This window comes from Aminobacter aminovorans, assembly GCF_900445235.1.
Classification (GTDB): Bacteria; Pseudomonadota; Alphaproteobacteria; order Rhizobiales; family Rhizobiaceae; genus Aminobacter; species Aminobacter aminovorans.
In genome coordinates this window covers 2,630,701-2,652,905 of sequence record NZ_UFSM01000001.1, presented here as the reverse complement: position 1 = coordinate 2,652,905, position 22,205 = coordinate 2,630,701, and the positions used below count along the sequence as shown (strand labels likewise).

At 62.8% G+C, this 22,205-nt stretch carries 23 protein-coding genes and 1 tRNA gene; 12 read left to right on the top strand and 12 right to left on the bottom strand.

Annotated features, from left to right (window positions below):
• Positions 1 to 14: 14 nt before the first annotated feature.
• On the top strand, positions 15 to 920 hold the full coding sequence (locus tag DY201_RS12955; protein ID WP_115731549.1) for a three-Cys-motif partner protein TcmP: 906 nt from the start codon (positions 15 to 17) through the stop codon (positions 918 to 920).
• Here the strand turns inward: DY201_RS12955 and DY201_RS12950 are convergent.
• On the bottom strand, positions 874 to 1,623 hold the full coding sequence (locus DY201_RS12950) for a DUF5131 family protein (RefSeq protein WP_115731548.1): 750 nt from the start codon (positions 1,621 to 1,623) through the stop codon (positions 874 to 876). The two genes, DY201_RS12955 and DY201_RS12950, sit on opposite strands and share 47 nt — an antisense overlap.
• A gap of 437 nt (positions 1,624 to 2,060) precedes the next feature.
• Between DY201_RS12950 and DY201_RS12945 the strand changes: the two genes are divergently transcribed.
• From DY201_RS12945 to DY201_RS12900, 10 genes are all read left to right on the top strand, one after another.
• A complete protein-coding gene (locus DY201_RS12945) occupies positions 2,061 to 2,345 on the top strand; it encodes a hypothetical protein (protein ID WP_115731547.1) in 285 nt (94 codons plus the stop codon).
• On the top strand, positions 2,345 to 3,001 hold the full coding sequence (locus tag DY201_RS12940; RefSeq protein WP_115731546.1) for a hypothetical protein: 657 nt from the start codon (positions 2,345 to 2,347) through the stop codon (positions 2,999 to 3,001). Before DY201_RS12945 ends, DY201_RS12940 begins: the two co-directional genes overlap by 1 nt.
• The gene (locus DY201_RS12935) at positions 3,001 to 3,201 is read left to right on the top strand and encodes a hypothetical protein (RefSeq protein WP_115731545.1); all 201 of its coding nucleotides are present in this window, start codon (positions 3,001 to 3,003) and stop codon (positions 3,199 to 3,201) included. The genes DY201_RS12940 and DY201_RS12935 overlap by 1 nt, the downstream gene beginning before the upstream one ends.
• A gap of 91 nt (positions 3,202 to 3,292) precedes the next feature.
• A complete protein-coding gene (locus tag DY201_RS12930; protein WP_245431983.1) occupies positions 3,293 to 4,282 on the top strand; it encodes a PD-(D/E)XK nuclease-like domain-containing protein in 990 nt (329 codons plus the stop codon).
• Between the two features lie 2 nt (positions 4,283 to 4,284).
• The gene (locus DY201_RS12925; protein WP_207904332.1) at positions 4,285 to 5,727 is read left to right on the top strand and encodes an AAA family ATPase; all 1,443 of its coding nucleotides are present in this window, start codon (positions 4,285 to 4,287) and stop codon (positions 5,725 to 5,727) included.
• A 343-nt stretch (positions 5,728 to 6,070) separates the two neighbouring features.
• Positions 6,071 to 6,478 (top strand): hypothetical protein, encoded by a 408-nt coding sequence (locus DY201_RS12920; RefSeq protein ID WP_245431982.1) that lies wholly within the window; start codon positions 6,071 to 6,073, stop codon positions 6,476 to 6,478.
• Between the two features lie 280 nt (positions 6,479 to 6,758).
• On the top strand, positions 6,759 to 8,138 hold the full coding sequence (locus tag DY201_RS12915) for a DNA cytosine methyltransferase (RefSeq protein WP_115731544.1): 1,380 nt from the start codon (positions 6,759 to 6,761) through the stop codon (positions 8,136 to 8,138).
• Positions 8,135 to 8,503 (top strand): DUF4326 domain-containing protein, encoded by a 369-nt coding sequence (locus tag DY201_RS12910; protein ID WP_115731543.1) that lies wholly within the window; start codon positions 8,135 to 8,137, stop codon positions 8,501 to 8,503. The genes DY201_RS12915 and DY201_RS12910 overlap by 4 nt, the downstream gene beginning before the upstream one ends.
• Complete coding sequence (locus DY201_RS12905) at positions 8,500 to 8,685, top strand: hypothetical protein (protein ID WP_115731542.1); 186 nt, start codon at positions 8,500 to 8,502, stop codon at positions 8,683 to 8,685. Before DY201_RS12910 ends, DY201_RS12905 begins: the two co-directional genes overlap by 4 nt.
• Positions 8,682 to 9,758 carry a tyrosine-type recombinase/integrase gene (locus DY201_RS12900; RefSeq protein ID WP_245431981.1) on the top strand — a complete coding sequence of 359 codons (1,077 nt, stop codon included), beginning with the start codon at positions 8,682 to 8,684 and terminating at the stop codon, positions 9,756 to 9,758. The genes DY201_RS12905 and DY201_RS12900 overlap by 4 nt, the downstream gene beginning before the upstream one ends.
• 35 nt (positions 9,759 to 9,793) lie before the next feature.
• Here DY201_RS12900 and DY201_RS12895 read toward each other — a convergent pair.
• A tRNA-Leu gene (locus tag DY201_RS12895) sits at positions 9,794 to 9,878 on the bottom strand.
• A gap of 209 nt (positions 9,879 to 10,087) precedes the next feature.
• On the opposite strand from DY201_RS12895, the gene lipB reads away from it, so the two are divergent.
• Entirely contained in the window at positions 10,088 to 10,828 is a 741-nt protein-coding gene (gene lipB, locus DY201_RS12890) for a lipoyl(octanoyl) transferase LipB (RefSeq protein ID WP_115733762.1), read from the top strand.
• Positions 10,829 to 11,330: 502 nt separating this feature from the next.
• Here the strand turns inward: lipB and DY201_RS12885 are convergent.
• The 10 genes from DY201_RS12885 to nuoN form a co-directional block, all read right to left on the bottom strand.
• Entirely contained in the window at positions 11,331 to 12,017 is a 687-nt protein-coding gene (locus DY201_RS12885; RefSeq protein WP_115731541.1) for an ABC transporter ATP-binding protein, read from the bottom strand.
• Positions 12,017 to 13,303 carry a lipoprotein-releasing ABC transporter permease subunit gene (locus DY201_RS12880; RefSeq protein ID WP_115731540.1) on the bottom strand — a complete coding sequence of 429 codons (1,287 nt, stop codon included), beginning with the start codon at positions 13,301 to 13,303 and terminating at the stop codon, positions 12,017 to 12,019. Before DY201_RS12880 ends, DY201_RS12885 begins: the two co-directional genes overlap by 1 nt.
• A 405-nt stretch (positions 13,304 to 13,708) precedes the next feature.
• On the bottom strand, positions 13,709 to 14,392 hold the full coding sequence (locus tag DY201_RS12875; protein WP_115731539.1) for an ABC transporter ATP-binding protein: 684 nt from the start codon (positions 14,390 to 14,392) through the stop codon (positions 13,709 to 13,711).
• Positions 14,392 to 15,678: a lipoprotein-releasing ABC transporter permease subunit gene (locus DY201_RS12870; RefSeq protein WP_115731538.1), complete on the bottom strand. Its 1,287-nt coding sequence runs from the start codon at positions 15,676 to 15,678 to the stop codon at positions 14,392 to 14,394. Before DY201_RS12870 ends, DY201_RS12875 begins: the two co-directional genes overlap by 1 nt.
• Positions 15,675 to 17,003, bottom strand: coding sequence for a proline--tRNA ligase (gene proS, locus DY201_RS12865; RefSeq protein ID WP_115733761.1), 1,329 nt, complete (start codon positions 17,001 to 17,003; stop codon positions 15,675 to 15,677). The genes DY201_RS12870 and proS overlap by 4 nt, the downstream gene beginning before the upstream one ends.
• A 470-nt stretch (positions 17,004 to 17,473) precedes the next feature.
• Positions 17,474 to 17,743: a DUF1467 family protein gene (locus DY201_RS12860; RefSeq protein ID WP_115731537.1), complete on the bottom strand. Its 270-nt coding sequence runs from the start codon at positions 17,741 to 17,743 to the stop codon at positions 17,474 to 17,476.
• A complete protein-coding gene (mce, locus tag DY201_RS12855; RefSeq protein ID WP_115731536.1) occupies positions 17,740 to 18,144 on the bottom strand; it encodes a methylmalonyl-CoA epimerase in 405 nt (134 codons plus the stop codon). Before mce ends, DY201_RS12860 begins: the two co-directional genes overlap by 4 nt.
• A 95-nt stretch (positions 18,145 to 18,239) precedes the next feature.
• Complete coding sequence (locus DY201_RS12850) at positions 18,240 to 19,910, bottom strand: ribonuclease J (protein WP_115731535.1); 1,671 nt, start codon at positions 19,908 to 19,910, stop codon at positions 18,240 to 18,242.
• Between the two features lie 22 nt (positions 19,911 to 19,932).
• Positions 19,933 to 20,760 carry a biotin--[acetyl-CoA-carboxylase] ligase gene (locus DY201_RS12845; protein WP_115731534.1) on the bottom strand — a complete coding sequence of 276 codons (828 nt, stop codon included), beginning with the start codon at positions 20,758 to 20,760 and terminating at the stop codon, positions 19,933 to 19,935.
• A 4-nt stretch (positions 20,761 to 20,764) separates the two neighbouring features.
• On the bottom strand, positions 20,765 to 22,201 hold the full coding sequence (gene nuoN / locus DY201_RS12840) for an NADH-quinone oxidoreductase subunit NuoN (protein ID WP_115731533.1): 1,437 nt from the start codon (positions 22,199 to 22,201) through the stop codon (positions 20,765 to 20,767).
• Between the last annotated feature and the right edge of the window lie 4 nt (positions 22,202 to 22,205).

Sequence of the window (22,205 nt, the reverse complement as noted above, 5' to 3'; positions counted from 1 at the left end):
GGGGGGGCGTGGGGATGGACGATCATGAGTTTGGTGGAGTATCGACTGACCTGAAGCTGAAGCTCATAGAGGACTACCTAACCGCCTTTTCAACGGCATTGCGCCCGTACTTCTCGGAGCTTTGGTACATCGATGCGTTCGCCGGCACTGGCGTCCGGACGGTCAAGCATAAGGCTCAGCCAGAGACCCTTTTCATGCCAGCCATCGAGGAGAGGATGGAGCGTCTCCGAGGTTCCGCCCGCATTGCCCTCGACGTCAAACCGCCCTTCGATCGGGTGGTCTTTATGGACAAGAAAAAGGCGCACTGCAAAGCCTTGGAGGCCCTGGCATCGAGCTATCCCAATCGCAGGATTGACGTCGTGAAGGGCGATGCGAACGATGCAATCCGTGCGGAATTGGCCGAACGACGGTGGGCAGGCAAACGGGCTGTAATGTTCCTCGACCCCTACGGAATGGCGGTCGACTGGTCGACTTTGCAACTCATCAGGGACACTGAAGCGATCGACGTCTGGTACCTCGTATCACTCGCAGGCCTTTTCCGTCAGGCGTCTCACGATCCAGCAAACCTGACGCCAAAGAAGAAGGCTGCAATTACCCGGATGCTCGGCACTCCTGAATGGGAGGATGCCTGGTACGCCCGTGAGACAAAGACCGATCTGCTCGGCCCCGTCGACGAGACGCACCAGCGCATAGCTGACGTGGCAGCTATGGAAACATTTGTTGAGGGACGATTGAAATCCCTGTTCCCCAAAGTCTTGCCGCCACTGCGCTTGCGAAGCGACAAGAACGTACCATCGTTTTCGCTGTTTCTAGCGATCTCAAACCCGGAACCCAAAGCCATCGGCTTGGCTACCAAGATCGGCAATCACATACTTAAACCGAAGCTGTCGCCGGCATCTCGTCATACGTCCGGCCGTTGAGTAGCCGACCGGTGGCCTTCTTGTTCCGGCCGCCCCATTGCTTGAAAAAGAACGCGGTGCCGTTTCGGCGACACATGCTCTCGATCTCGTCGACCCAAGCCGGCTCCATGTGTCGCGCATTCGGGCCACTCTCTCCACCAACGATCGCCCAGTGGATGTCTTTCAGGCTGGCGCCAGCGACGGAGCCGATCAATGGCTCGAACGAAATGAAGCGGACGGTGGCCGGGACATTGCGCAGTTCGTCTATCCGGTAGAGCACGCGGCTATCCTCGACGCTCGTCCCAAGCCAGACGTTCGGAAGCTTCGTAAGACCAGGCACGATATCGACCATGCGGTCGGGCCGTTTTGTGAGAATCTGATAGGTGTGGCGCGGCGTATCTGCCATCACCTGCCACACTTCGGCGATGAACTCTGCCGGCACATCTGAATGGAACAGGTCGGACATCGAGTTGACGAAGACCTGGCGCGGCTTCGACCACGACACCGGGATCGATAGCGCTTTTCGATCAAGGTAGATCTTGCCGGTCCACTTCGCCCGGCCGCCGGTCTTGCGTGTCAGGCCAGCATATTTTTCTACGCCCATCGCGTCGAGGCGCGCCGCCATTCGCATGGCGTAGCAGTTGGTGCATCCCGCGGTCAGGATCGTGCAGCCCGCGACCGGATTCCACGTGGCATCAGTCCATTCGATTGAAGTCTCAGCCATAGGAAGATTCTCCTTCTCATTAATGGTTAATCTGTGATCGTGAATTTTCGGTTTTGAACCCGAGTGAAGGGAGGGAGCAGGCAAGGCTTCCCCCTACCCCATGGCTTTCGCCACAAGGCCGGGGAAACCGTGCCAGCGACTTGAACCGTCGGTCGGTCGGTCGCATTCGGCAGAACGCCTCTCGGCAATCCGTCCTCACTTTCAGGCAGCACGGTAGGACTTTCGCTTCCCGCGCCTGCGGCTTCACCTGCACGGGAGTTGCACCCGGTCGCCGCTCGTGGAGACGTTTTCGCTCCACAGCACCTTGCAAGTCAAGAAAAATGTAGCGCCTTTCGCTACAATCATGTTGACCGATGTAGCGATAAGCGCTACACACGTTCTCATCAAGCCAACACGAAGAAGCCCGCCGGGCCGATCTGCTGGCAGAGGGAACCGAGATGAACAGCCTTCTCCCCAAGACCAAGCCGACGCTCCTCAAGGATGCACTCCGCATGAAGCGTGAGCGCGGCGACGTTGACGCCGACGGTTTCAAGACAATCGCGATCAACGATTTCGCCTACGGCCTGAACGCCACCATTGAAGGCGCTGAATGGGCAATGGCCCAGTGGGTCGCCAAGCGCACCAACAATCCGAGCGAAGCCTATCAGGCCCGCCGCGTGGCATTCCTCGCTGATCTGCGCGCGATCCTCGCCGGCACCTTCGGCCAGAGGGAGGCGGCGTAATGGCCTACCGCGAACCACTGACGGAAGACCTGGACCGCAAGGCTGGCGCCCGCGCGTACGCTGGCATGAGCCACAGCCCGGAACGTCGGGCCGACAGCGACATCGCCTCCTATGTGCAGGCCGTGAATTCCCTCTGGGCACTTCTGGCACAGAAGGCTGACAGCCCCGAGAAAGTAACGTTCGCCGAGGAGCGCACAGAGCAATACCGCCTCGGCTACGTCCGGTGGCAGAACATCGTCTGGGCCGCGTACTCGCGTTGCATGTCGCCGATGATCGTCGGCCCTGCTCGCTTCCCGGTCGATCGCAACCGCAAGCGCATGGACACCTACGATCGCCGCACCAATGAAATGTGGGCATGGTCGACGAAGTTCGCCGCTCAGGCTCTCAAGGCCATCCAGAAGATCGGAGAACCGGAGCCGGTGCGCGACCCAAACGCGCCGGCAGGCTGCGAGACAGTCGAGCTCAACGGAGTTCAGATCGTCAAGAACTACGACCTCGACCGCGTGCAAATCCTGTTCGGCGGCAAACCTGACCCTGACACCATCAAAGCCCTAATGGGCTCTGCCTGGAACTGGTCGCCGCGGAACTCGGCGTGGCAGCGCAAGCTTACGCCTGCCGCCTTCAACTCGGCTCGCCTGATCGTAGAGGCAGCGTGATGGCCGCTCAAGCGAACACCGACGCCCGCATCATCCGCGAGAACCTGAACGACCTCGGCGCCTGGATCGGTATTTGGAAGGACGACGCGGCTCATGGGCTGCCCTGCACCCAATCCAGCCTGATCCTCGCCCAGTCCCACGTCGACAACGCCCTAGCGGTTCTTGACCGCATGCAGGCCGATCAGAGGGCGGCGGCGTGACCAAGCTCATCAACAACCTTCACCCATCGGACCTCGTCTGGCTCGCTTTGGCCTTCGCGATCCTCATGGGTCACGTCGCAGAGGTTTTGCCATGAACAGCCGTACTCCGACTATCGAAACCGATATCGACGGTGTTGTCACCGCCGGCCAGGCCGCGCTGAACGTGATGGGCAACTTGCGCCGCGACATCCGTTGGGATGGCGGCAAGATCACCAAGTCCGGCATCTACTCCGGCTTGCCGATCGAGGTCTACCACAGCGATTGCTGCGACGGCCCGTCCATCTCGTCGAGCGGCCTGCGTGAGATCGCGCCTCCCGATGGTTGCCCGCTCAAGTACTGGGACAACAGCTATCTCAACCCAGACCGTGCCGACAAAGAGCCGAAGGACCATTTCAGCCTTGGCCATGCCGTGCATACCCTGCTGCTCGGCGAGAGCGGCTTCTGGGAGAAGTTCGCGATCCTCCCTGACGAGTTCCCCGACTTCAAGACGAAGGCGGCCCGCGAGTGGCGAGACGAGACCGTCAAGGCCGGCAAGATGGTTCTGCGCCGCGATGCGGTTGAACAGATCGAAGGCATGGCCAACCGCGTCGCCAATGACCGGACGTTCCGTGACCATCTGGACGGTCGTGTCGAGCGCAGCATCATCTACCGCGACCGCACTGGCGTCTGGGTAAAGGCGCGGCCCGATTGCATCCCGACGGATACCGTCGTCGCCGACCTCAAGACCACGGCGGACGCCAGCGAGCGCGGCTGCCTGACGGCGATCAAGAAGTACGGCTACCACATGCAGATGGGGCTGATCAGCTCGGCCCTGGAAGAGATCACGAAGGTACGGGTCACGGACCACGTGCTGCTCTTCATCGAGCCGAAGCGCCCCTATGCCTACAACATCAAGCCGCTGGACAATCAGTACGTCTGGCTCGGCCAGCGGCAGAACCGCGCCGCCCTGAACATCTTCGCCGAGTGCATGCAGCGCGGCGAGTGGCCGACCTATTACGGCTCCGGGCTCACGGCCTCGCCGTCCGACTTCCTCGAAAAGCAGATCGACAACGAGCCGTCCATTCCGGCCGAGGCAGCATAATCATGAAAATCGAACGCGCAGTCCGCGAGAAGACCTTCACCTTGACGTCGATCGCCGGCCCGTCCGGCTCGGGCAAGACCTACAGTGCCCTGCTCTATGCTCGTGGCCTGGTCGGCCCGGAAGGCAAGATCGGGTTCATCGACACCGAGAACAAACGGTCCCGCTTCTATGCGGACGTGGCTGGCGGCTTCGACGTCATCGACTTGGATCCGCCTTTCAGCTCGCAGCGCTACGTCGAGGCGATCCGGGCGTTCGAGGACGCTGGTTACACGGCGATCATCGTCGACAGCATTTCTCATGAGTGGGAAGGCACCGGCGGCGTGCTGGAGCAGGCCGAGGCCATTGAGCAGTCAACCAAGCGAGCCGGCCTGCACTGCTGGCAGAAGCCAAAGGCCGGCCACAAGAAGCTGATGAACGGCCTTCTGCAGACCAGGGCGCACCTCATCTTCTGCTGCCGCGTCAAAGAGAAGGTCGTGCAGGTCAAGGGCCAGAACGGCAAGACCGAGATCGTCAACGAGGGCTTCGTCGTCGTTCAGGAGAAGTCGTTCATCTACGAGATGACCGTCTCGATGATGCTGGCCGAAGGCACCCACGTCCCACTGATCCAGAAATGCCCGGGAGATTTGCTGTTCGCATTCGCCGAGGGACGGCGGATCACGACCGATGCCGGCGGTTCCGTTCGTCAGTGGAGCGACCAAGGCGTGGTGCTTGACGAGGCGCTTGAAGGCGCCAAGCGCGAAGGGCTGCTCGCCGCCAACAACGGCATGGCCTCGCTGATGAATTGGTGGAAGGGCCTGGGCCCGCGCCAGGCATCGCTTGAAGGCATGAAGGAAACCTTCAAGTCGATCGCCCGCGCCACCGACCAACTGAAGACCGACATCAACGATGCCGGCGGTGGCGATCCGTCCGACAGGCTGGCCGCTGCAAAGGCGGCGAATGGCGACCGCGCCGCGGACAGCCAAGAAGGTTTCAGCATGGGGCATGTCACCGACACGCTCGGTCGCAAGCCTTCGACCAATCAAGAACCGTCCGACGCTTCCCCCCCGTCGTCGGACGCTGGCAGCGGAGCCGCTATCCCCCTCGACGGCTCCGCTGCCGACCAGACCGCCGGAGACGGCGAAGCGGAGGCCGGCGACAGTGAAGCGCAGGATCGGCCTGACGCGTCGCCGGCCTCCGATCTCACTCAGGAGGATCGCGACTGGCTGAAGCAGACCGCCAAGATGCTGTGGGCGGCAACCGGGCCAGGCGAAGCCGAGGTGCTGAAGAACCCGTTCAGCGGCATCCGTGACAACCCCACCCCGCCGACGGTTACGAAGGCTGCTCGAGACAAGGGCATGTCGATCCTGCGGAACTGCTCGGCAGTCTGCGACGGCACCCAGGACATGGCCGACACCCTCGAACTGATCGCCGGCATTGCCGGTGTCGAGCCGCGGGAGATCGTCTAATGCGCGGCTTCTATCTCGTTGGTACTGGCTGTGGGTCTGGCGTTGGGTCCGGCCCTGGCGGTGTCGGTGGTAACGGATCTGGATCGGGGAACGGCTTCGGCGGTGTTGCTGCATGCAAAGGCGGCATTGGGTTTTCGTCGGGGTTTGGAAGCGGTTCCTCGTCCGGCAGGCGATCCGGGTCCGGCTCGTCGATCGGCGGCGGGTCGCGTCCCGGCTGCTGGTTAGGCGGCTCTTCGCCGGGCATGGGTCTTCTTGGTCCAGGCATCGCGCGTGCTCCTCGTTGGTCCATAACCAAACTGGGCACAGCCGGCATCGTTCCCTGCGAACTGGTCGAGGTGGCGTAATGTTCCAGATCGCCCGCCCCGCAACGGCCTTCTCGCTGGACAAATCGTCCAAGGCCACCAAGCGCATGGAAGACCCTGCGCATCTGGCTTTCATCCGGAAGCTGCCGAGCGTGCTGTCAGGTCAGTTCGGATGTGAAGCCTGCCACATCAGGATCGGCAGCGCCGTGCATCGCAAGAAGCACACCGGCATGCAGCAGAAGCCCGACGACAGTTGGACGCTTCCCCTGACGACGGCAGAGCACAAGCAACAGCATTCGGAAAACGAACTGCTGTTCTGGCGCTCCTACGGGATCGACCCGTTCGAATTGGCAATCAAGCTCTATGAAATCAGCGGAGACATTGAGGCTGGCAAGCGCATCGTTCTCGCCTCGCGCCGCTCCCCGGCTGTGGGGGAGAGCGACCGATGAGCACTCTTGCCAATCGATTGGACGAGGCACGTGCAGTGGTCGCCCGCTTAGAGCGAGAAGCCGCACGTGCAACCTGCCGGGAGCTCGGTCGGCATACATGGGTTTCGATAGGTGGTTGCAACGCCGGCTGCAGTCCCGATTGCGGCTGTTCCGTCCCCGTCCTCCAATGCCACGTTTGCGGAGACTGCGACTACGGCGACAACAAGGAGGCCGATGAAACCAGACGCCGCTGTGCCGCCCTCGCCGCCCCTAGTGCCAGCGCGCAAGGGGGAAACGCAGAATGAGCGGGCTTCGTGTTCTCGACGTGTTCAGCGCGGCAGCCGGTGGCTGGTCGCTCGGTCTTCACCGTGCCGGTTTCAAGACCGTTGCCGCCTGCGAGAGCGTGGCCTGGCGCCGCGTGCTCTACGCCCAGAACAACCCCGGAGTGCTGATCTACGATGACGTTTGCACCCTCACGGCAGATCGACTTGTTCGAGACATCGGATATCTTCCAGACGTTGTCGTCGGAAGCCCCCCTTGCCAGGACATCAGCAGCGCCAACACCAAGGGCAAAGGCGTCGAAGGTGAGCGAAGCGGCCTCTACTTCGAAGCCATCCGCATCATCGGAGAAGTCCGACCTCGTTGGTTCGCTCTTGAGAACAGCTCTAATCTCCGAACTCGGGGCGCTGACGCAGTCCTCGCTGCGCTGGAAGCGATCGGCTACGCCTGCTGGTCGTATGTGGTCCGTGCTGGTCATGGACGAGGCGGCGCCGGCATCGGAGCAAACCACGAGCGACCACGCTCTTGGCTCATCGGATGCGACCTTTCCCAAGTTGCCAACGCCAGTAGCTGGGAACAGCGGCAGCAACCGCGGCGGGGGAATGGGCAGGACTGGTCCGGTTCGACACTCGACGGCGACCATGATCCGGCAATCGATGCTGCCGACGCCAATGGCCACGGACGGGATGCAGGGCGGCAAAGGTGGCGGCGCGGGTTCGACCTATCCGTTTCGAATGATCCTATCGGCCCCGGCCACGTCTGCAAACACGGGATCCGCTGGCCTTGGGCTTGTGACGAATGCGACGCGGCTGCCGACGCCCTTGGCGATCGACGCTACCCGTGGCCCGGACTACCGGGACAGGACGAACGGAACCAACCTACGCACGATGCTGGCCACGCCGCGGAAGACGGATGCGGACAGGGGCGGCAGGGGCGACGTGTTGAGCCAATTGAGAGGCTATCCGTCGAAGCATGCCGGGATGATGCCAACACCGCTCAAGAGCGATCGGAAGGGCAGTCTGGGAGTGCATGGCGGGGGCGGGAAGGTGAAAAGCCCGAACATTCCGTCGATGATGTCGCTGACGCCGACGGCCACGGGCAACCTGACAGCGCCGTCTATGCTGAAGTGGGCGGGTGCGCGGGCACTGGCTTCGTTGCTCCAGAGCCATGGGCTGAGTGGAACAGCGGCCTTGCCGGTCACCTACGGGTGGATGATGGGCTTTCCGCCTGGGTGGCTGGCACGCGCATTGCAGTCGGCGGTCCACTCGGGACTTCTGCCGCAAGCCTCATCGTCGAAGCGTTCGGCGACGCGGTCGTCCCGCAAATCCCAGAAGCCATAGGACGAGCAATCCTGCGCACTGAGCAGGCGCTGGCGGCCGTTTACGCGAGGTCCGCAGCATGACCAGTGACCAGCCCGTGCGCGTCCAACTTTCCCGTCGCAAGGGCTGGAAGCTGCCCGAGAACACCGTGAAGGTGGATCGTTCTACCCGGTGGGGAAACCCGTTCAAGGCGGAGGCATTCTGGGATGCGGGCTATAAAGGCTCGGTCGAAGTCGCCAACCGCAATTGCGTGGGCGCTTTCAAGGCTTGGATGTTAGGCGAGCGCCACTGGGCACATGGCAGCGCGCTGCCACCGCTCCCGGACATTAGCGTCCTTCGCGGCAAGAGCGTGGCTTGTTGGTGCAAGCTCGATCAGCCATGCCATGCTGACGTTCTGCTCCAACTCGCCAACGCACCCCTCCCCACACGCAAGGAACAGGCGGAATGACGCGGGCGCTGGCACTCAAGCAGAAGCAGGTCACGGCCATCTGTAAGGGGGCCGCGAAGGCTGGGCACATCGCCGTTGTCCACATCGGTGACGTGGTGGTGCAGCTTGTCCCCGAAGATCACGATATCCTCAAAGGCGCAGCCAAGGACAAAATTGACGAGGACGAGGATTTTCGGCTTTGATCGACAATATGCCGAAAAAGCTCCCGCAATACGTCTTCCGCGAAATCAACCGCCACAAGAAGGCGGTTTACTATTTTCGGATTGGCAAGGGTAAGCGCTCCCGCCTCCCCGACTTTGGCGCTCCGAATTTCAACGAAGAGTATCAGACGCTGCTCGCCGGCCTGGAGCCAACGAAGAAGCGGCTCCTCGGCGTTGGAAGCCTTGAGTGGCTGATCAAGCGCTATCGCGATTCCTCCGCCTATTTAGGCCTGTCGGACGCCACCCGCAGGCAGCGTGACAACATCTTCAAGGGCGTGATCGATAAGGCTGGACACGTCTCCTACAAGGCTGTCAGCCGCAAGAAAATCCTACAAGGGCGGGAAGATCGCGCCGCTACCCCTGCCCAGGCGCGCAATTTCCTTGACGCCATGCGGGGACTATTCCGGTGGGCTCTCGAGGCGGAGCACGTCGCAGTCGATCCGACCGCGGGCGTTAAGAACCCGTCCCGCCCCAAGGGTGGCGATGGCTTCGCCGCTTGGACGGATGATGATGTCGTTGCGTATGAGGCGCGTTGGGCTGCAGGCACCAAGGAACGTGTATGGTTTCACGTCCTGCTTTACACCGGCCTGAGGCGTGGTGATGCGGTGACGATCGGCCGGCAGCATGTGCGCGACGGCGTAGCGACACTGAAAACCGAAAAGACCGGTATGGAGGTCAACATCCCCATTCTCCCGGCACTTGCGGACACGCTGGCAATCGGTCCTACAGGCGATCTGGCTTTCATCGTCGGGGATAATGGCCAGCCGCTGACGAAGGAAACGTTCGGCAACTATTTCCGATCGGCCTGCAACGCAGCTGGCGTCAAGAAATCAGCGCATGGAGTTCGAAAGATTGGAGCGACCCGCGCTGCCAATGCCGGGGCGACTGTCGCGGAACTCGAAGCTCTATTCGGATGGACCGGGGGAACGATGGCCAGCCACTACACAAAGACGGCTGACAGGAAGCGCTTGGCTAAGCAGGCTTCGGAAAAGATCGTGAACGCCCAACGCCCGCACCTACCGAAGGAAACTCCCCGCACCTCGAAAAAGAGCTAGGGAAATCAAGGCATTGGTAAGCCCTGATATTGTGATGGTGCGGTCGAGAAGACTCGAACTTCCACGGGTTGCCCCACAGCGACCTCAACGCTGCGCGTCTACCAATTCCGCCACGACCGCACTGTCACGAAGGGCCGGTCCGAACCGGCTCGCGGCATGTAGCAAATCGTTTCCGGGGAAACAAGCGCCCTGTGCGATATTCGTCCATCATTCTTGCATGCCCCAGGGGAAGTCGCTTGCTGCGGGCACCAATAGCCGGCTTTCCGGACCTGACCACTGGACGTTTTATGCTCAAGCCGCCATATCAGGTCGACGAACGGACCCCAAGAATGACCGAACGCAGCCTGATCGCCACGTCGTTTCTCGCCCTTCCCGGTTCAGCGCCGGTCGAATGGCGAATCGAACCCGGTCTCACGCCCTATGATCAGGCGCTCGCCTACATGGAACAGCGCGCCGACGCGATTCGCCAGGGCACATCAGGTGAAATGGTCTGGCTGGTCGAGCACCCGCCAATATACACCGCCGGCACCAGCGCCCAGGAACAGGACCTGGTCGAGCCCGACCGGTTTCCCGTCTTCAAGACCGGGCGTGGTGGCGAATACACCTATCACGGGCCCGGCCAGCGCGTGGCCTATGTCATGCTCGACCTCAAGCGTCGGCGCGAGGACGTCCGCGCCTTCGTCGCCGCACTCGAAGCCTGGATCATTTCGGCACTTGCCGCCTTCAATGTGAAGGGTGAACGCCGTGAAGACCGCGTCGGCGTCTGGGTGGTGCGTCCGGACCGCCCGGCCCTGCCCGACGGTTCGCCCGCGGAAGACAAGATCGCCGCCATCGGCATTCGCTTGCGCCGCTGGGTAAGCTTCCATGGCATCGCCATCAACGTCGAACCGGAGCTCGGTCATTTCTCCGGCATCGTGCCCTGCGGCGTCACCGACCACGGCGTCACCAGCCTAGTCGACCTCGGCCTGCCGGTGACGATCGACGATCTCGATGTCGCGCTGAAGACTGCCTTCGAAGAAATATTCGGGCCGGCCGAAACCGCCGCGCCCCCCGTCCGGAAGACGGCCTGAGGCCGCCTTCCCGCGCGGCAGCTGAGCTCCGCGCCTGCTTCCATTCATTTGCGCCAAGCGGCGCTCGCTCAGCCTTTTCCGTCGTGGCGATTGCAGCCCGCACGGTGTCGGCATCGGGTCAACCCGGTGCCATGTTTCAGGTTGGGATCCAGCGAGCGCTGCCCAACAGGCACTCAAATCAGAGTGCGCCGATCCACACCGCCATTGTGACGAGGAAGGTGCTCATGCAGACCATCGAAATGACATCCTGTACCAGCTCGGTCATCTGTTTGCTCCTGTTTTTAATATGTTCTCAATTTGTTCTATTTTTGTTCAAATGTCAACGCGAGCCATTGCATCCGGATACCAACCAGTTGCCGCAAGCGATTCGACAGTAAATGAAGGGTTTATGCAGGCGAACGGGGGCCTTCGCCCATTAACGATTGGGTCGCGGCACCGTCAGTGTCAGCAATGGTGACAGCGATTCGCCCGGTACAAGGCAGGCGCATCCGCAGCGACCGGACTAGCGCAGCGGGACGATCTTGCCTTCGGCGAGCGTGACGCGGCGATCCATACGCCCGGCCAGCTCGTGGTTGTGGGTGGCGATCAGCGCTGCCAGGCCCGATTGCCGCACCAGCGCCGACAGCGCGTCGAATACATAGCTTGCCGTCACCGGATCGAGATTGCCGGTCGGCTCGTCGGCCAGCAGAACCAGCGGCGCATTGGCCACGGCGCGCGCGATCGCCACGCGCTGCTGTTCGCCGCCAGAGAGCTCGGACGGCCGGTGCTGGGCGCGCTTGCCGATCTTCATGTAGTCGAGCAGCTGTGCCGCCCGCTCGCTTGCCTGCTTGGGGCTCAGGCCCTTCACCAGCTGCGGCATCATCACATTCTCCAGCGCGGAGAACTCGGGCAGCAGGTGATGGAACTGATAGACGAAACCGACGTCGTTGCGACGGATCGCGGTGCGCTCGTCGTCGGACAGCCGCCCGCAGGCGCGGCCGTTCAGGATGACGTCGCCGGCATCGGGGCGCTCGAGCAGCCCAGCCGTATGCAGCAGCGTCGACTTGCCGGCACCCGAGGGCGCCACCAGCGCCACCATCTCGCCCGGCTTCAGCGAGAAGTTGGCGTTGTTGAGGATCGTCAGCTTGCGCGAACCCTGCTCATAGTGGCGCTCGACGCCCTTGAGCTCGATGACATGCTCGATGCCCATCATTCATACCTCAGGGCTTCGACCGGATCGAGCGCGGCCGCCCGCCATGCCGGAAACAACGTCGCCAGGAACGACAGCACCAGCGCCATCAGCACCACCGAGACAGTTTCGCTGACATCCATCTTGGCCGGCAGCTGGGACAGGAAATAGAGCTCGGGATTGAACAGCACGGTCCCCGACAGCCACGAGAAGAACTGCCTGATGCGCTCGACATTGAGGCAGATGACGACGCCGAGCAGCACGCCGGCGAGCGTCCCGGTCATGCCGATGGCCGCCCCGGTCATCAGGAAGATGCGCATGATGGCCCCGCGCGTCGCGCCCATCGTACGCAGGATGGCGATGTCGTGGCCCTTGTCCTTCACCAGCATGATCAGGCCGGAGATGATGTTCAGCGCCGCCACCAGCACGATCAGCGTCAGGATCATGAACATGACGTTGCGCTGGACCTGCAGCGCCGAGAAGAAGGTCTGGTTGCGCTGGCGCCAGTCGGTCAGGAAGATCGGCCGCTGCGCCGCCTCCTCGACCTTGGGCTTCAGCGCGTCGACATCGTCGGGGTTGTCGACATAGATCTCGAGGCTCTGCGCCTTGCCTTCCGAATTGAAATACGTCTGCGCTTCAGAGAACGGCATGAAGACGATCGATGCGTCATATTCCGACATGCCGACCTCGAAGATCGCCGTCACCGGATAACCTTTCTGGCGTGCTGTCGTGCCAAGCGAGCTGACATCGCCGTCAGGCGAGGTCAGCGCGATGGTGTCACCCGGCGCCAGGCCGAGATTTGCCGCCATGCGGCTGCCGATTGCGACGCCGCCGGCCGTATCGAAACCGGCGGTGGACCCCTGTTTGATGTTGCTGGCAAGCAGGGTGAGCTTGCCAAGATCCTCGCCCCTAATGCCGCGCACCAGCGCGCCGGAGCCGGCGCCGACATTGCCCTGGGCCAGCACCTGGCCCTCGACAAGCGGGATCGCGTATTTGACGCCCGCCACACCATTGATCCGCTTGGCAAGCTCGGCATAATCCTCCAGCGGCAGATCGACCCGCGTGACGATGAGATGGCCGTTGATGCCAAGGATCCGAGACAGCAGCTCCGCTCGGAAACCGTTCAACACCGCCATCACCACGATCAGCGTGGCAACGCCCAGCATGATGCCGAGAAAAGAGATCGACGCGATGACGGAAATCATCGTTTCGTTGCGGCGCGAGCGCAGATAGCGCCACGCCACCATGCGTTCGAACACCGAGAAGGGCCTGGCTCCCACCGGCTTCGCCGTCACCACCTGGTTCATGCGGCAACGCTCCGGCGCTGGAGGGCACAGGGCAGCGCCATGGTTTCACCTCCGCCGCACTTGCGATTCTTGATCTCGACATCGCCGGCGGCGGCGCCGCGCGGTCCGACGATCACCTGGCAAGGCAGGAAACAGCGCAACAAACCCATCGACTGGTCCAAGAATGAGGAAGGCCGCGCCTGACACGGCGAACAGGGGCTTCAATGCAAAGGCTTCATTGCCATTTCATGGCGGATTGAAAATCCGCGCGCAAGCACGCGTTGCATCCGGTTATGCCGGCGATCCACAGCATGTGTTCCTTTGCCTGCGAGAAGGGCCGCGAACCGCGGCCTGCAATCGGCTCAGCAGATGATGTGGCGAACGGCAGCGGGCCTCTAAAAAACCGTTGAGGGAAGAAAGGCAGCCCTACAGCGGGACGATCTTGCCTTCGGCGAGCGTGACGCGGCGATCCATACGCCCGGCCAGCTCGTGGTTGTGGGTGGCGATCAGCGCTGCCAGGCCCGATTGCCGCACCAGCGCCGACAGCGCGTCGAATACATAGCTTGCCGTCACCGGATCGAGATTGCCGGTCGGCTCGTCGGCCAGCAGAACCAGCGGCGCATTGGCCACGGCGCGCGCGATCGCCACGCGCTGCTGTTCGCCGCCGGAGAGCTCGGACGGCCGGTGCTGGGCGCGCTTGCCGATCTTCATGTAGTCGAGCAGCTGTGCCGCCCGCTCGCTTGCCTGCTTGGGGCTCAGGCCCTTCACCAGCTGCGGCATCATCACATTCTCCAGCGCGGAGAACTCGGGCAGCAGGTGATGGAACTGATAGACGAAACCGACGTCGTTGCGACGGATCGCGGTGCGCTCGTCGTCGGACAGCCGCCCGCAGGCGCGGCCGTTCAGGATGACGTCGCCGGCATCGGGGCGCTCGAGCAGCCCAGCCGTATGCAGCAGCGTCGACTTGCCGGCACCCGAGGGCGCCACCAGCGCCACCATCTCGCCCGGCTTCAGCGAGAAGTTGGCGTTGTTGAGGATCGTCAGCTTGCGCGAACCCTGCTCATAGTGGCGCTCGACGCCCTTGAGCTCGATGACATGCTCGATGCCCATCATTCATACCTCAGGGCTTCGACCGGATCGAGCGCGGCCGCCCGCCATGCCGGAAACAACGTCGCCAGGAACGACAGCACCAGCGCCATCAGCACCACCGAGACAGTTTCGCTGACATCCATCTTGGCCGGCAGCTGGGACAGGAAATAGAGCTCGGGATTGAACAGCACGGTCCCCGACAGCCACGAGAAGAACTGCCTGATGCGCTCGACATTGAGGCAGATGACGACGCCGAGCAGCACGCCGGCGAGCGTCCCGGTCATGCCGATGGCCGCCCCGGTCATCAGGAAGATGCGCATGATGGCCCCGCGCGTCGCGCCCATCGTGCGCAGGATGGCGATGTCGTGGCCCTTGTCCTTCACCAGCATGATCAGGCCGGAGATGATGTTCAGCGCCGCCACCAGCACGATCAGCGTCAGGATCATGAACATGACGTTACGCTCGACCTGCAGCGCCGAGAAGAAGGTCTGGTTGCGCTGGCGCCAGTCGGTCAGGAAGATCGGCCGCTGCGCCGCCTCCTCGACCTTGGGCTTCAGCGCGTCGACATCGTCGGGGTTGTCGACATAGACCTCGATGGAGCCGACCTTGCCTTCCGAATTGAAATAGAGCTGGGCCTCGTTGAGCGGCATGAAGATGATCGAAGAATCGTACTCCGACATACCGACTTCGAAGATGCCCGTGATCGGATAGGCTTTTGCGCGTGGCGTGGTTCCCATCGGCGTCACGTCACCGTCGGGCGAAATCAGCCGGATGGAATCGCCGAGCACAAGCCCCATGTTTTCGGCCATGCGCTTGCCGATCACCACGCCCTCGCCCTCGTCGAAACCGACGATCGAGCCCTGCCTGATGTTGTTGGCAACCAAGGTCACCTTGCCGAGATCGCTGCCCCTGATGCCGCGCACCAGCGCGCCGGAACCGGCGCCGACATTGCCCTGGGCCAGCACCTGGCCCTCGACAAGCGGGATCGCGTATTTGACGCCCGCCACACCGTTGATGCGGTCGGCAACGGCACCGTAGTCCTCGAGCGGCGTGTCGGTCGCGGTCACGACCAGATGACCGTTGACGCCGAGGATGCGGGTCAGAAGCTCGGCGCGAAAGCCGTTCATCACCGCCATCACCACGATCAGCGTGGCGACACCCAGCATGATGCCGAGAAAAGAGATCGACGCGATGACGGAAATCACCGTCTCCTTGCGCTTCGAACGCAGGTAGCGCCACGCCACCATGCGCTCGAACACCGAGAAAGGCCCAGCGCCCGCCGGTTTCGCCGTCACCGCCTGGTTCATGCGTTGGCGCCCAGCTTGGCCAGGGCCTCGGCCACCGGCAGCGTCAGGCGCTCACCGGATTTGCGGTTCTTGATCTCGACCTCGCCGGCAGCGGCGCCGCGCGGGCCGACGATCACCTGCCAGGGCAGGCCGATCAGGTCGGCAGTGGCGAACTTGCCGCCCGCGCGCTGGTCGGTGTCGTCATAGAGCACGTCCTTGCCGGCTGCTTCGAAGGCCTTGTAGAGCTCGTCGCAGACGCGGTCGCACTCGGCGTCGCCGACCTTCATGTTGATCAGGCCGATGTCGAACGGTGCCACGGCCTCCGGCCAGATGATGCCGTTCTCGTCGTGGCTTGCCTCGATGATCGCGGCGATCAGGCGGCTCGGGCCGATGCCGTATGAGCCCATCGACACGAAATGCTCCTTGCCGTCGGGGCCCATGACCTTGGCGCCCATCGGCTTGGAGTATTTCTCGCCGAAGTGGAAGATGTGGCCGACCTCGATACCGCGTGCCGACACCTTGTCGGCTTCGGGAACCGCGGCCCAGGCCGCCTCGTCATGCATCTCTTCGGTCGCCGCATAGGGCGTCGTCCACTGCTTGACGATTCCGTCCATCTCGCCGTCATTGGAGAAGTCGGTCGCAGCACCCGGCACCGGCAAAGCGAGGTAATCGCGGTGGCAGAACACCTGGCTTTCTCCCGTCTCGGCCAGGATGATGAATTCGTGGCTCAGGTCGCCGCCGATCGGGCCGGTGTCTGCGCGCATCGGGATCGCCTGCAGGCCCATCCGGGTGAAGGTGCGCAGATAGGAGACGAACATCCTGTTGTAGGCAGCCTTTGCGCCCGCGAAGTCGAGGTCAAAGGAGTAGGCGTCCTTCATCAGGAACTCGCGCGAACGCATCACACCGAAGCGCGGACGCACCTCGTCGCGGAACTTCCACTGGATGTGGTAGAGGTTGAGCGGCAGGTCCTTGTAGGACTTGACGTAGGAGCGGAAGATTTCCGTCACCATCTCTTCATTGGTCGGACCGAACAGCATGTCGCGCTCGTGCCGGTCCTTGATGCGCAGCATCTCCTTGCCGTAGTCGTCGTAGCGGCCGCTTTCGCGCCACAGGTCAGCCGACTGGATGGTCGGCATCAGGATTTCCAGCGCCCCTGCCCGGTCCTGTTCCTCGCGCACGATGCGGCAGATCTTGTCGAGCACGCGCTTGCCCAGCGGCAGCCATGAGAAGCTGCCGGCCGCCTGCTGCCTGATCATGCCCGCACGCAGCATCAGCCGGTGGGAAATGATGTCCGCCTCGCGGGGATTCTCTTTCAGGATAGGAAGGAAATAGCGCGACAGACGCATCGAATGTTCCATGAAAACGGTGATGCCGGAATCGGCATGACATGAGGCTTGCTTGAACGGGCTTCATAGCCATTTCAAGGCGGAATGAAAACCCGCGCACGCCGTTCGACGCAGCGTCACAATGCGCGTTGTGGTGATCAACGGCATCTGCCAATCAATTGTGCAATGCAGCACAGGATTGCCCGCCTGGAAGCAAAATTCCGCGTGACATTTCATTTCGGCTTGGTCTAATGTGCCCCGATAACCGAGAGGGCGGAGAAAAATTCGCTCTCCTACGCGGTCAAAGTCTTGGGAGGATGCGATCTAGGCGCGATAACTCGCTGCCGCCGGCAACGGAAAGCAGATCGGACGCGTTTAAATTGCAAGGCTTCGTGCCTTGCATTTTTTTTGAGCAATCATCAGCTTATGACGCTTCGCTAAGAAGCGACACTAACCTTGTTCTAACCCTTGGCCCCGGCTCTTGGAATGCGTCAATTGATCTCGGGGATGAACTGCGGGAAGTCGTCGAAGCTGTAGCCCAGCCCCTTGGTGACGAAATAGAACGCCCCGATCACCACAGCAGTGACCACCGTCGTCCACAACATGGCTCGCAGCATATGCGGTCCGCGCGGCGCGCTCGCCTCGGTGCCGAGCGTCACGTCACGGTCTTCGTCCTGGGTCTTCAGGCCAAAAGGCAGGATGGCGAACAAGGTCAGCCACCAGAAGACGAAATACATCGCAGCGAGTGATACCCAGGTCATACCTGCTCCAGTTCTACAAGCGTGCCCTGGAAATCCTTGGGGTGGAGAAACAGCACCGGCTTGCCGTGCGCCCCGATCTTCGGGTTGCCGTCGCCGAGCACCCTGGCGCCGGTCGCCTTGAGATGGTCGCGCGCCGCCAGGATGTCGTCAACTTCGTAGCAGACGTGATGCATGCCGCCCGACGGGCTCTTCGCCAGGAACGCCGCGATCGGCGAGCCCTCGCCCAGCGGCTCGAGCAGCTCGATCTTGGTGTTGCCGACGTCGATGAAGACCACGGTCACGCCGTGCTCCGGCAGCGGCTGTGGCGCGCCGACATTGGCGCCGAGCGTATCGCGATAGATCGCACTTGCCGCTGCCAGGTCGGGCACGGCGATCGCGACGTGGTTGAGACGTCCAAGCATGGTTCCAAATCCCAGCGAATGGCGAACAGTGAGCATGGAACAGGACGAGACCGCTGCAACAGCAGTCCAGTCGCTGTTCACCACTCCCTGACCGCTCACCTCGTGACGAACACCGTCACCAGCGGTTTCTTGCCCCAGGCTTCGTTGGCAGCACCTCGCACGGCGCGACGCACGGCTTCCTGCACCAGGTCGAGGTCTTTTCGGCGCACACGCGGTATCGAGTCCACAGCGCCTATTGCCGCATCGAGCATCAGCTCCTCGAGATCCTCGCCGCGGGCGTCGGCTTCGGCGACGCCGATCGCCACCAGATCCGGGTCTCCGGCGAGTTCGTACTTGTCGTCGAGCACGACATTGACGGCGACATGGCCGGCAAACGACAGCTTGCGCCGGTCGCGGATGCCCATCGCCTCGTCGGAGCCGATCAGCTTGCCATCCTTGTAGACGCGGCCGAACGGCACCTGGTCGATGATTTCGGCGGCTCCCGGCCACAGCCTGAGCATGTCGCCATCGCGAATCTGCGCCACCTCGGGAATGCCCGACAGCGACATCAGCGAACCCTGGCCGACAAGGTGAGCCGCCTCGCCATGCACCGGCACGCCGATGCGTGGGCGAACCCACTCATACATGCGCTTCAGTTCGGAGCGGCGCGGATGGCCGGAAACGTGGACGAGCGCGTCACCGTCCTCGATGATCTTGATGCCCTGGTCGATGAGCAGGTTCTTGATCTCAAGGATCGCCTTCTCGTTGCCGGGAATGGTGCGCGAGGAAAACACCACGGTGTCGCCAGGCGACAGCGCCACCGACTTCATCTCGTCACGCGCAAGCTTGGCGAGCGCTGCGCGCGGCTCGCCCTGGCTGCCGGTGCAGATGACGACGAGGTTTTCGCGCGGGATGTAGCCATAGTCCTCTTCTGACACGAACTCAGGCAGCCCGTCCATGTAGCCGAGTTCGCTCGACACATCGATGACACGCTTGAGCGAGCGGCCCATGACCAGAACCTGGCGGCCGGCGTCGCGCGCCGCTTCGGCGATCGAGCGGATACGGCCGACATTGGACGAGAAGGTGGTGACCGCGACGCGGCCCTTGGCTTCCTCGATGACCTTGCGCAGCCCCTGCCCGACCTGCTGCTCGGACGGCGAGTCGCCCTCGCGCAGCGCATTGGTCGAATCGCAGACGAGTGCCAGCACGCCCTTGTCGCCATAGGCGCGGAAGCGGGCCTCGTCGGTCATCGGGCCGATTTCGGGTGCGGGATCGATCTTCCAGTCGCCGGTATGGATCACGGTGCCGGCGGGCGATGTGATCGCCAGCGACACAGGCTCCGGGATCGAATGGCTGACAGCGATCGCCTCGATCTCGAACGGACCGACGGTGAACTTTTCGCCGGCGCGATAGACGGTCACCGGGATCTTCGGCGCCCCCTGCTCCGACTGACGCTTGGCTTCCAGCAGGCCGGCAGCGAACGGCGTCATCCATACCGGCGCCTTGAGCTTCGGCCATGTGTCGTGCAGCGCGCCGTAGTGGTCTTCATGCGCATGCGTGATGATGATGCCACGGAGGTTTTCCAGCTGCTCCTCGATGAAGCGCGTGTCGGGCAGCACGAGGTCGACGCCGGGCAGCGTCGCATCGGGGAACGTCACGCCGACGTCGATGATGATCCACTCGCGCTTGTTCGCCGGGCCGAAGCCGTAGAGAGCGAAGTTCATGCCGATCTCGCCGACGCCGCCCAGCGGCACGAATACGAGCTCGGCTTTTTCCGCTTTAGCCATACCAGAAATCCTTTCAGGCCTGTCAGGCCGCGCCGGCCGAAGCGACCGCGCCGAAATGCACGTCGCCGGCGGCGATCTTTACCGTCTCACCTTTAGTGTCACGGATCACGAAGCGGCAATCCTCGTCGATGGTCTCGAAGACGCCGCGCACCACATTTCCCTCGATCCGCACGGCGACTTCGCTGCCGAGGCCGGCTGCGCGCGCAAGCCAGCGCTTGCGGATCGCCGCCAGTCCCCTGCCGCCGGCCCAGACACGTTCGTTCTCGCTCCAGGCATCGGAGAGTGCAAGGAACAGGATCTCGGCATCGACGCCGGCCCCCAGGCTGGCAAGCGACGTCGCGGGATAAGGCACGTCGGTGGGATGGGCCACGACATTGACGCCGATGCCTATGGCGATCGCCAGCCGACCTTGCCCGAGCAATGTCGATTCAAGCAGGATGCCGGCAAGCTTGGCACCGGAGGCCAGAACGTCATTCGGCCATTTCAGCTCGAAACGCTTGACGCCCTGCCCGCTGCCGCCATCGACGCCGACCGAAAAGCGCGCGTTGGGCGCGACCGCATCGAGCGCATCGGCAAGCGCCAGCCCGGCAACGAAGCCGAGCGTCGCCGCATATTGCAGGTCGTGGTCGAGGACCTTGAGCAGGGTCGCTGCGAGATTGCCTTCCGGCGTTGCCCAGGCGCGGCCGCGTCGGCCACGCCCGCTTTCCTGCTTCTTCGAAACGACCCATAGTTTTCCCGGGTCGCCGGCCATCGCCCGTTCCAGCGCCAGCGCGTTGGTCGAACCCACGGCGTCATGGGCTTCGAGGCGGAAACCGTCGGCAGTTGCTGTCGGTGCGAGTTGGAACCCCATACCGTCAGAAGAAGGTCTTGGCAGCAGCTTCCGCCATCTGCCCGATCGGGCCGCCAATCAGCACGTAGAACAGCACGAACGCACCCGACAGGCCAAGCACGAGCCGAAGCTCGCCCGCCATCGGCTGGAAGCCGCCGGCCGGCTCATCGAACCACATGATCTTGATGACGCGCAGGTAGTAGAACGCGCCGACCACCGAAGCCAGGACACCGATGATCGCCAGCGCATAGAGGTTGGCGTTGATCGCGGCGAGGAAGACGTACCACTTCCCCCAGAAGCCCGCGAGCGGCGGAATGCCGGCCAGCGAAAACATCAGGATGGTCAGGATGGTCGCCATGACGGGATTGGTCGAGGACAGGCCGGCGAGATCGGAAATCTGCTCGACATTGCCGTCCTTGCGCCGCATGGCGAGGATGAAGGCGAAGGTGCCGAGCGTCATCACCAGGTAGATCAGCATGTAGATGACCACGCCGCGCACGCCGGCTTCGCTGTTGGCGGCGAGGCCGACAAGCGCGTAGCCCATGTGGCCGATCGACGAATAGGCCATCAGGCGCTTGATGTTCTTCTGGCCGATTGCGGCAAAGGCGCCGAGCGCCATCGAGGCGATCGAGACGAAGACGATAATCTGCTGCCAGTCGGTCCCGATCGGCTCGAACGCGCCCATGGTGACACGCACGATCAGCGCCATCGCCGCCATCTTCGGCGCAGCGGCGAAAAACGCCGTCACCGGTGTCGGCGCGCCTTCATAGACGTCGGGTGTCCACATGTGGAACGGCACTGCCGAGATCTTGAAGCACAGGCCGGCGAGCACGAAGACCAGGCCGAACACCAGGCCGAGCTGGCGCTCGCCGCCGGCCAGTGCAGCGGCAATCGCTTCGAACGAGGTGTGGCCGGTGTAGCCGTAGACGAGGCTGATACCGTAGAGCAGCATGCCCGACGACAGCGCGCCAAGGACGAAATACTTGAGGCCGGCTTCCGTCGAACGCACATTGTCACGGTTGATGGCGGCAATGACGTAGAGCGCCAGCGACTGCAGTTCGAGCCCGAGATAGAGCGCCAGCATGTCGTTGGCTGAAATCATCAGCAGCATGCCGAGCGTCGCCAGCAGCACCAGCACCGGGAACTCGAACTTGTCGAACTTCTCGGCCTTGGCAAAGCCGACCGACATGATCAGCGTCACCGCCGCGCCCAGCAGCGTCAGGAACTTCATGAAACGCGCAAAGGGATCGGAAATGAAGGCCGTGCCGTAGCCCGCGCCATCATGGCCGAACACCAGCATCCAGGCGCCGGCTGCTACCAGCAGCGCCACGGCAAGGCCGGTCACGGTCGAATTGGCGCGCTCGCCGGAAAACACGCCGATCATCAGAAGCGCAAGCGCGCCCAGGGCGATGATCAGCTCCGGCGTGGAGAGCGAGAGGCTCGAAAGGAGTTCGGGCGTCATGTTT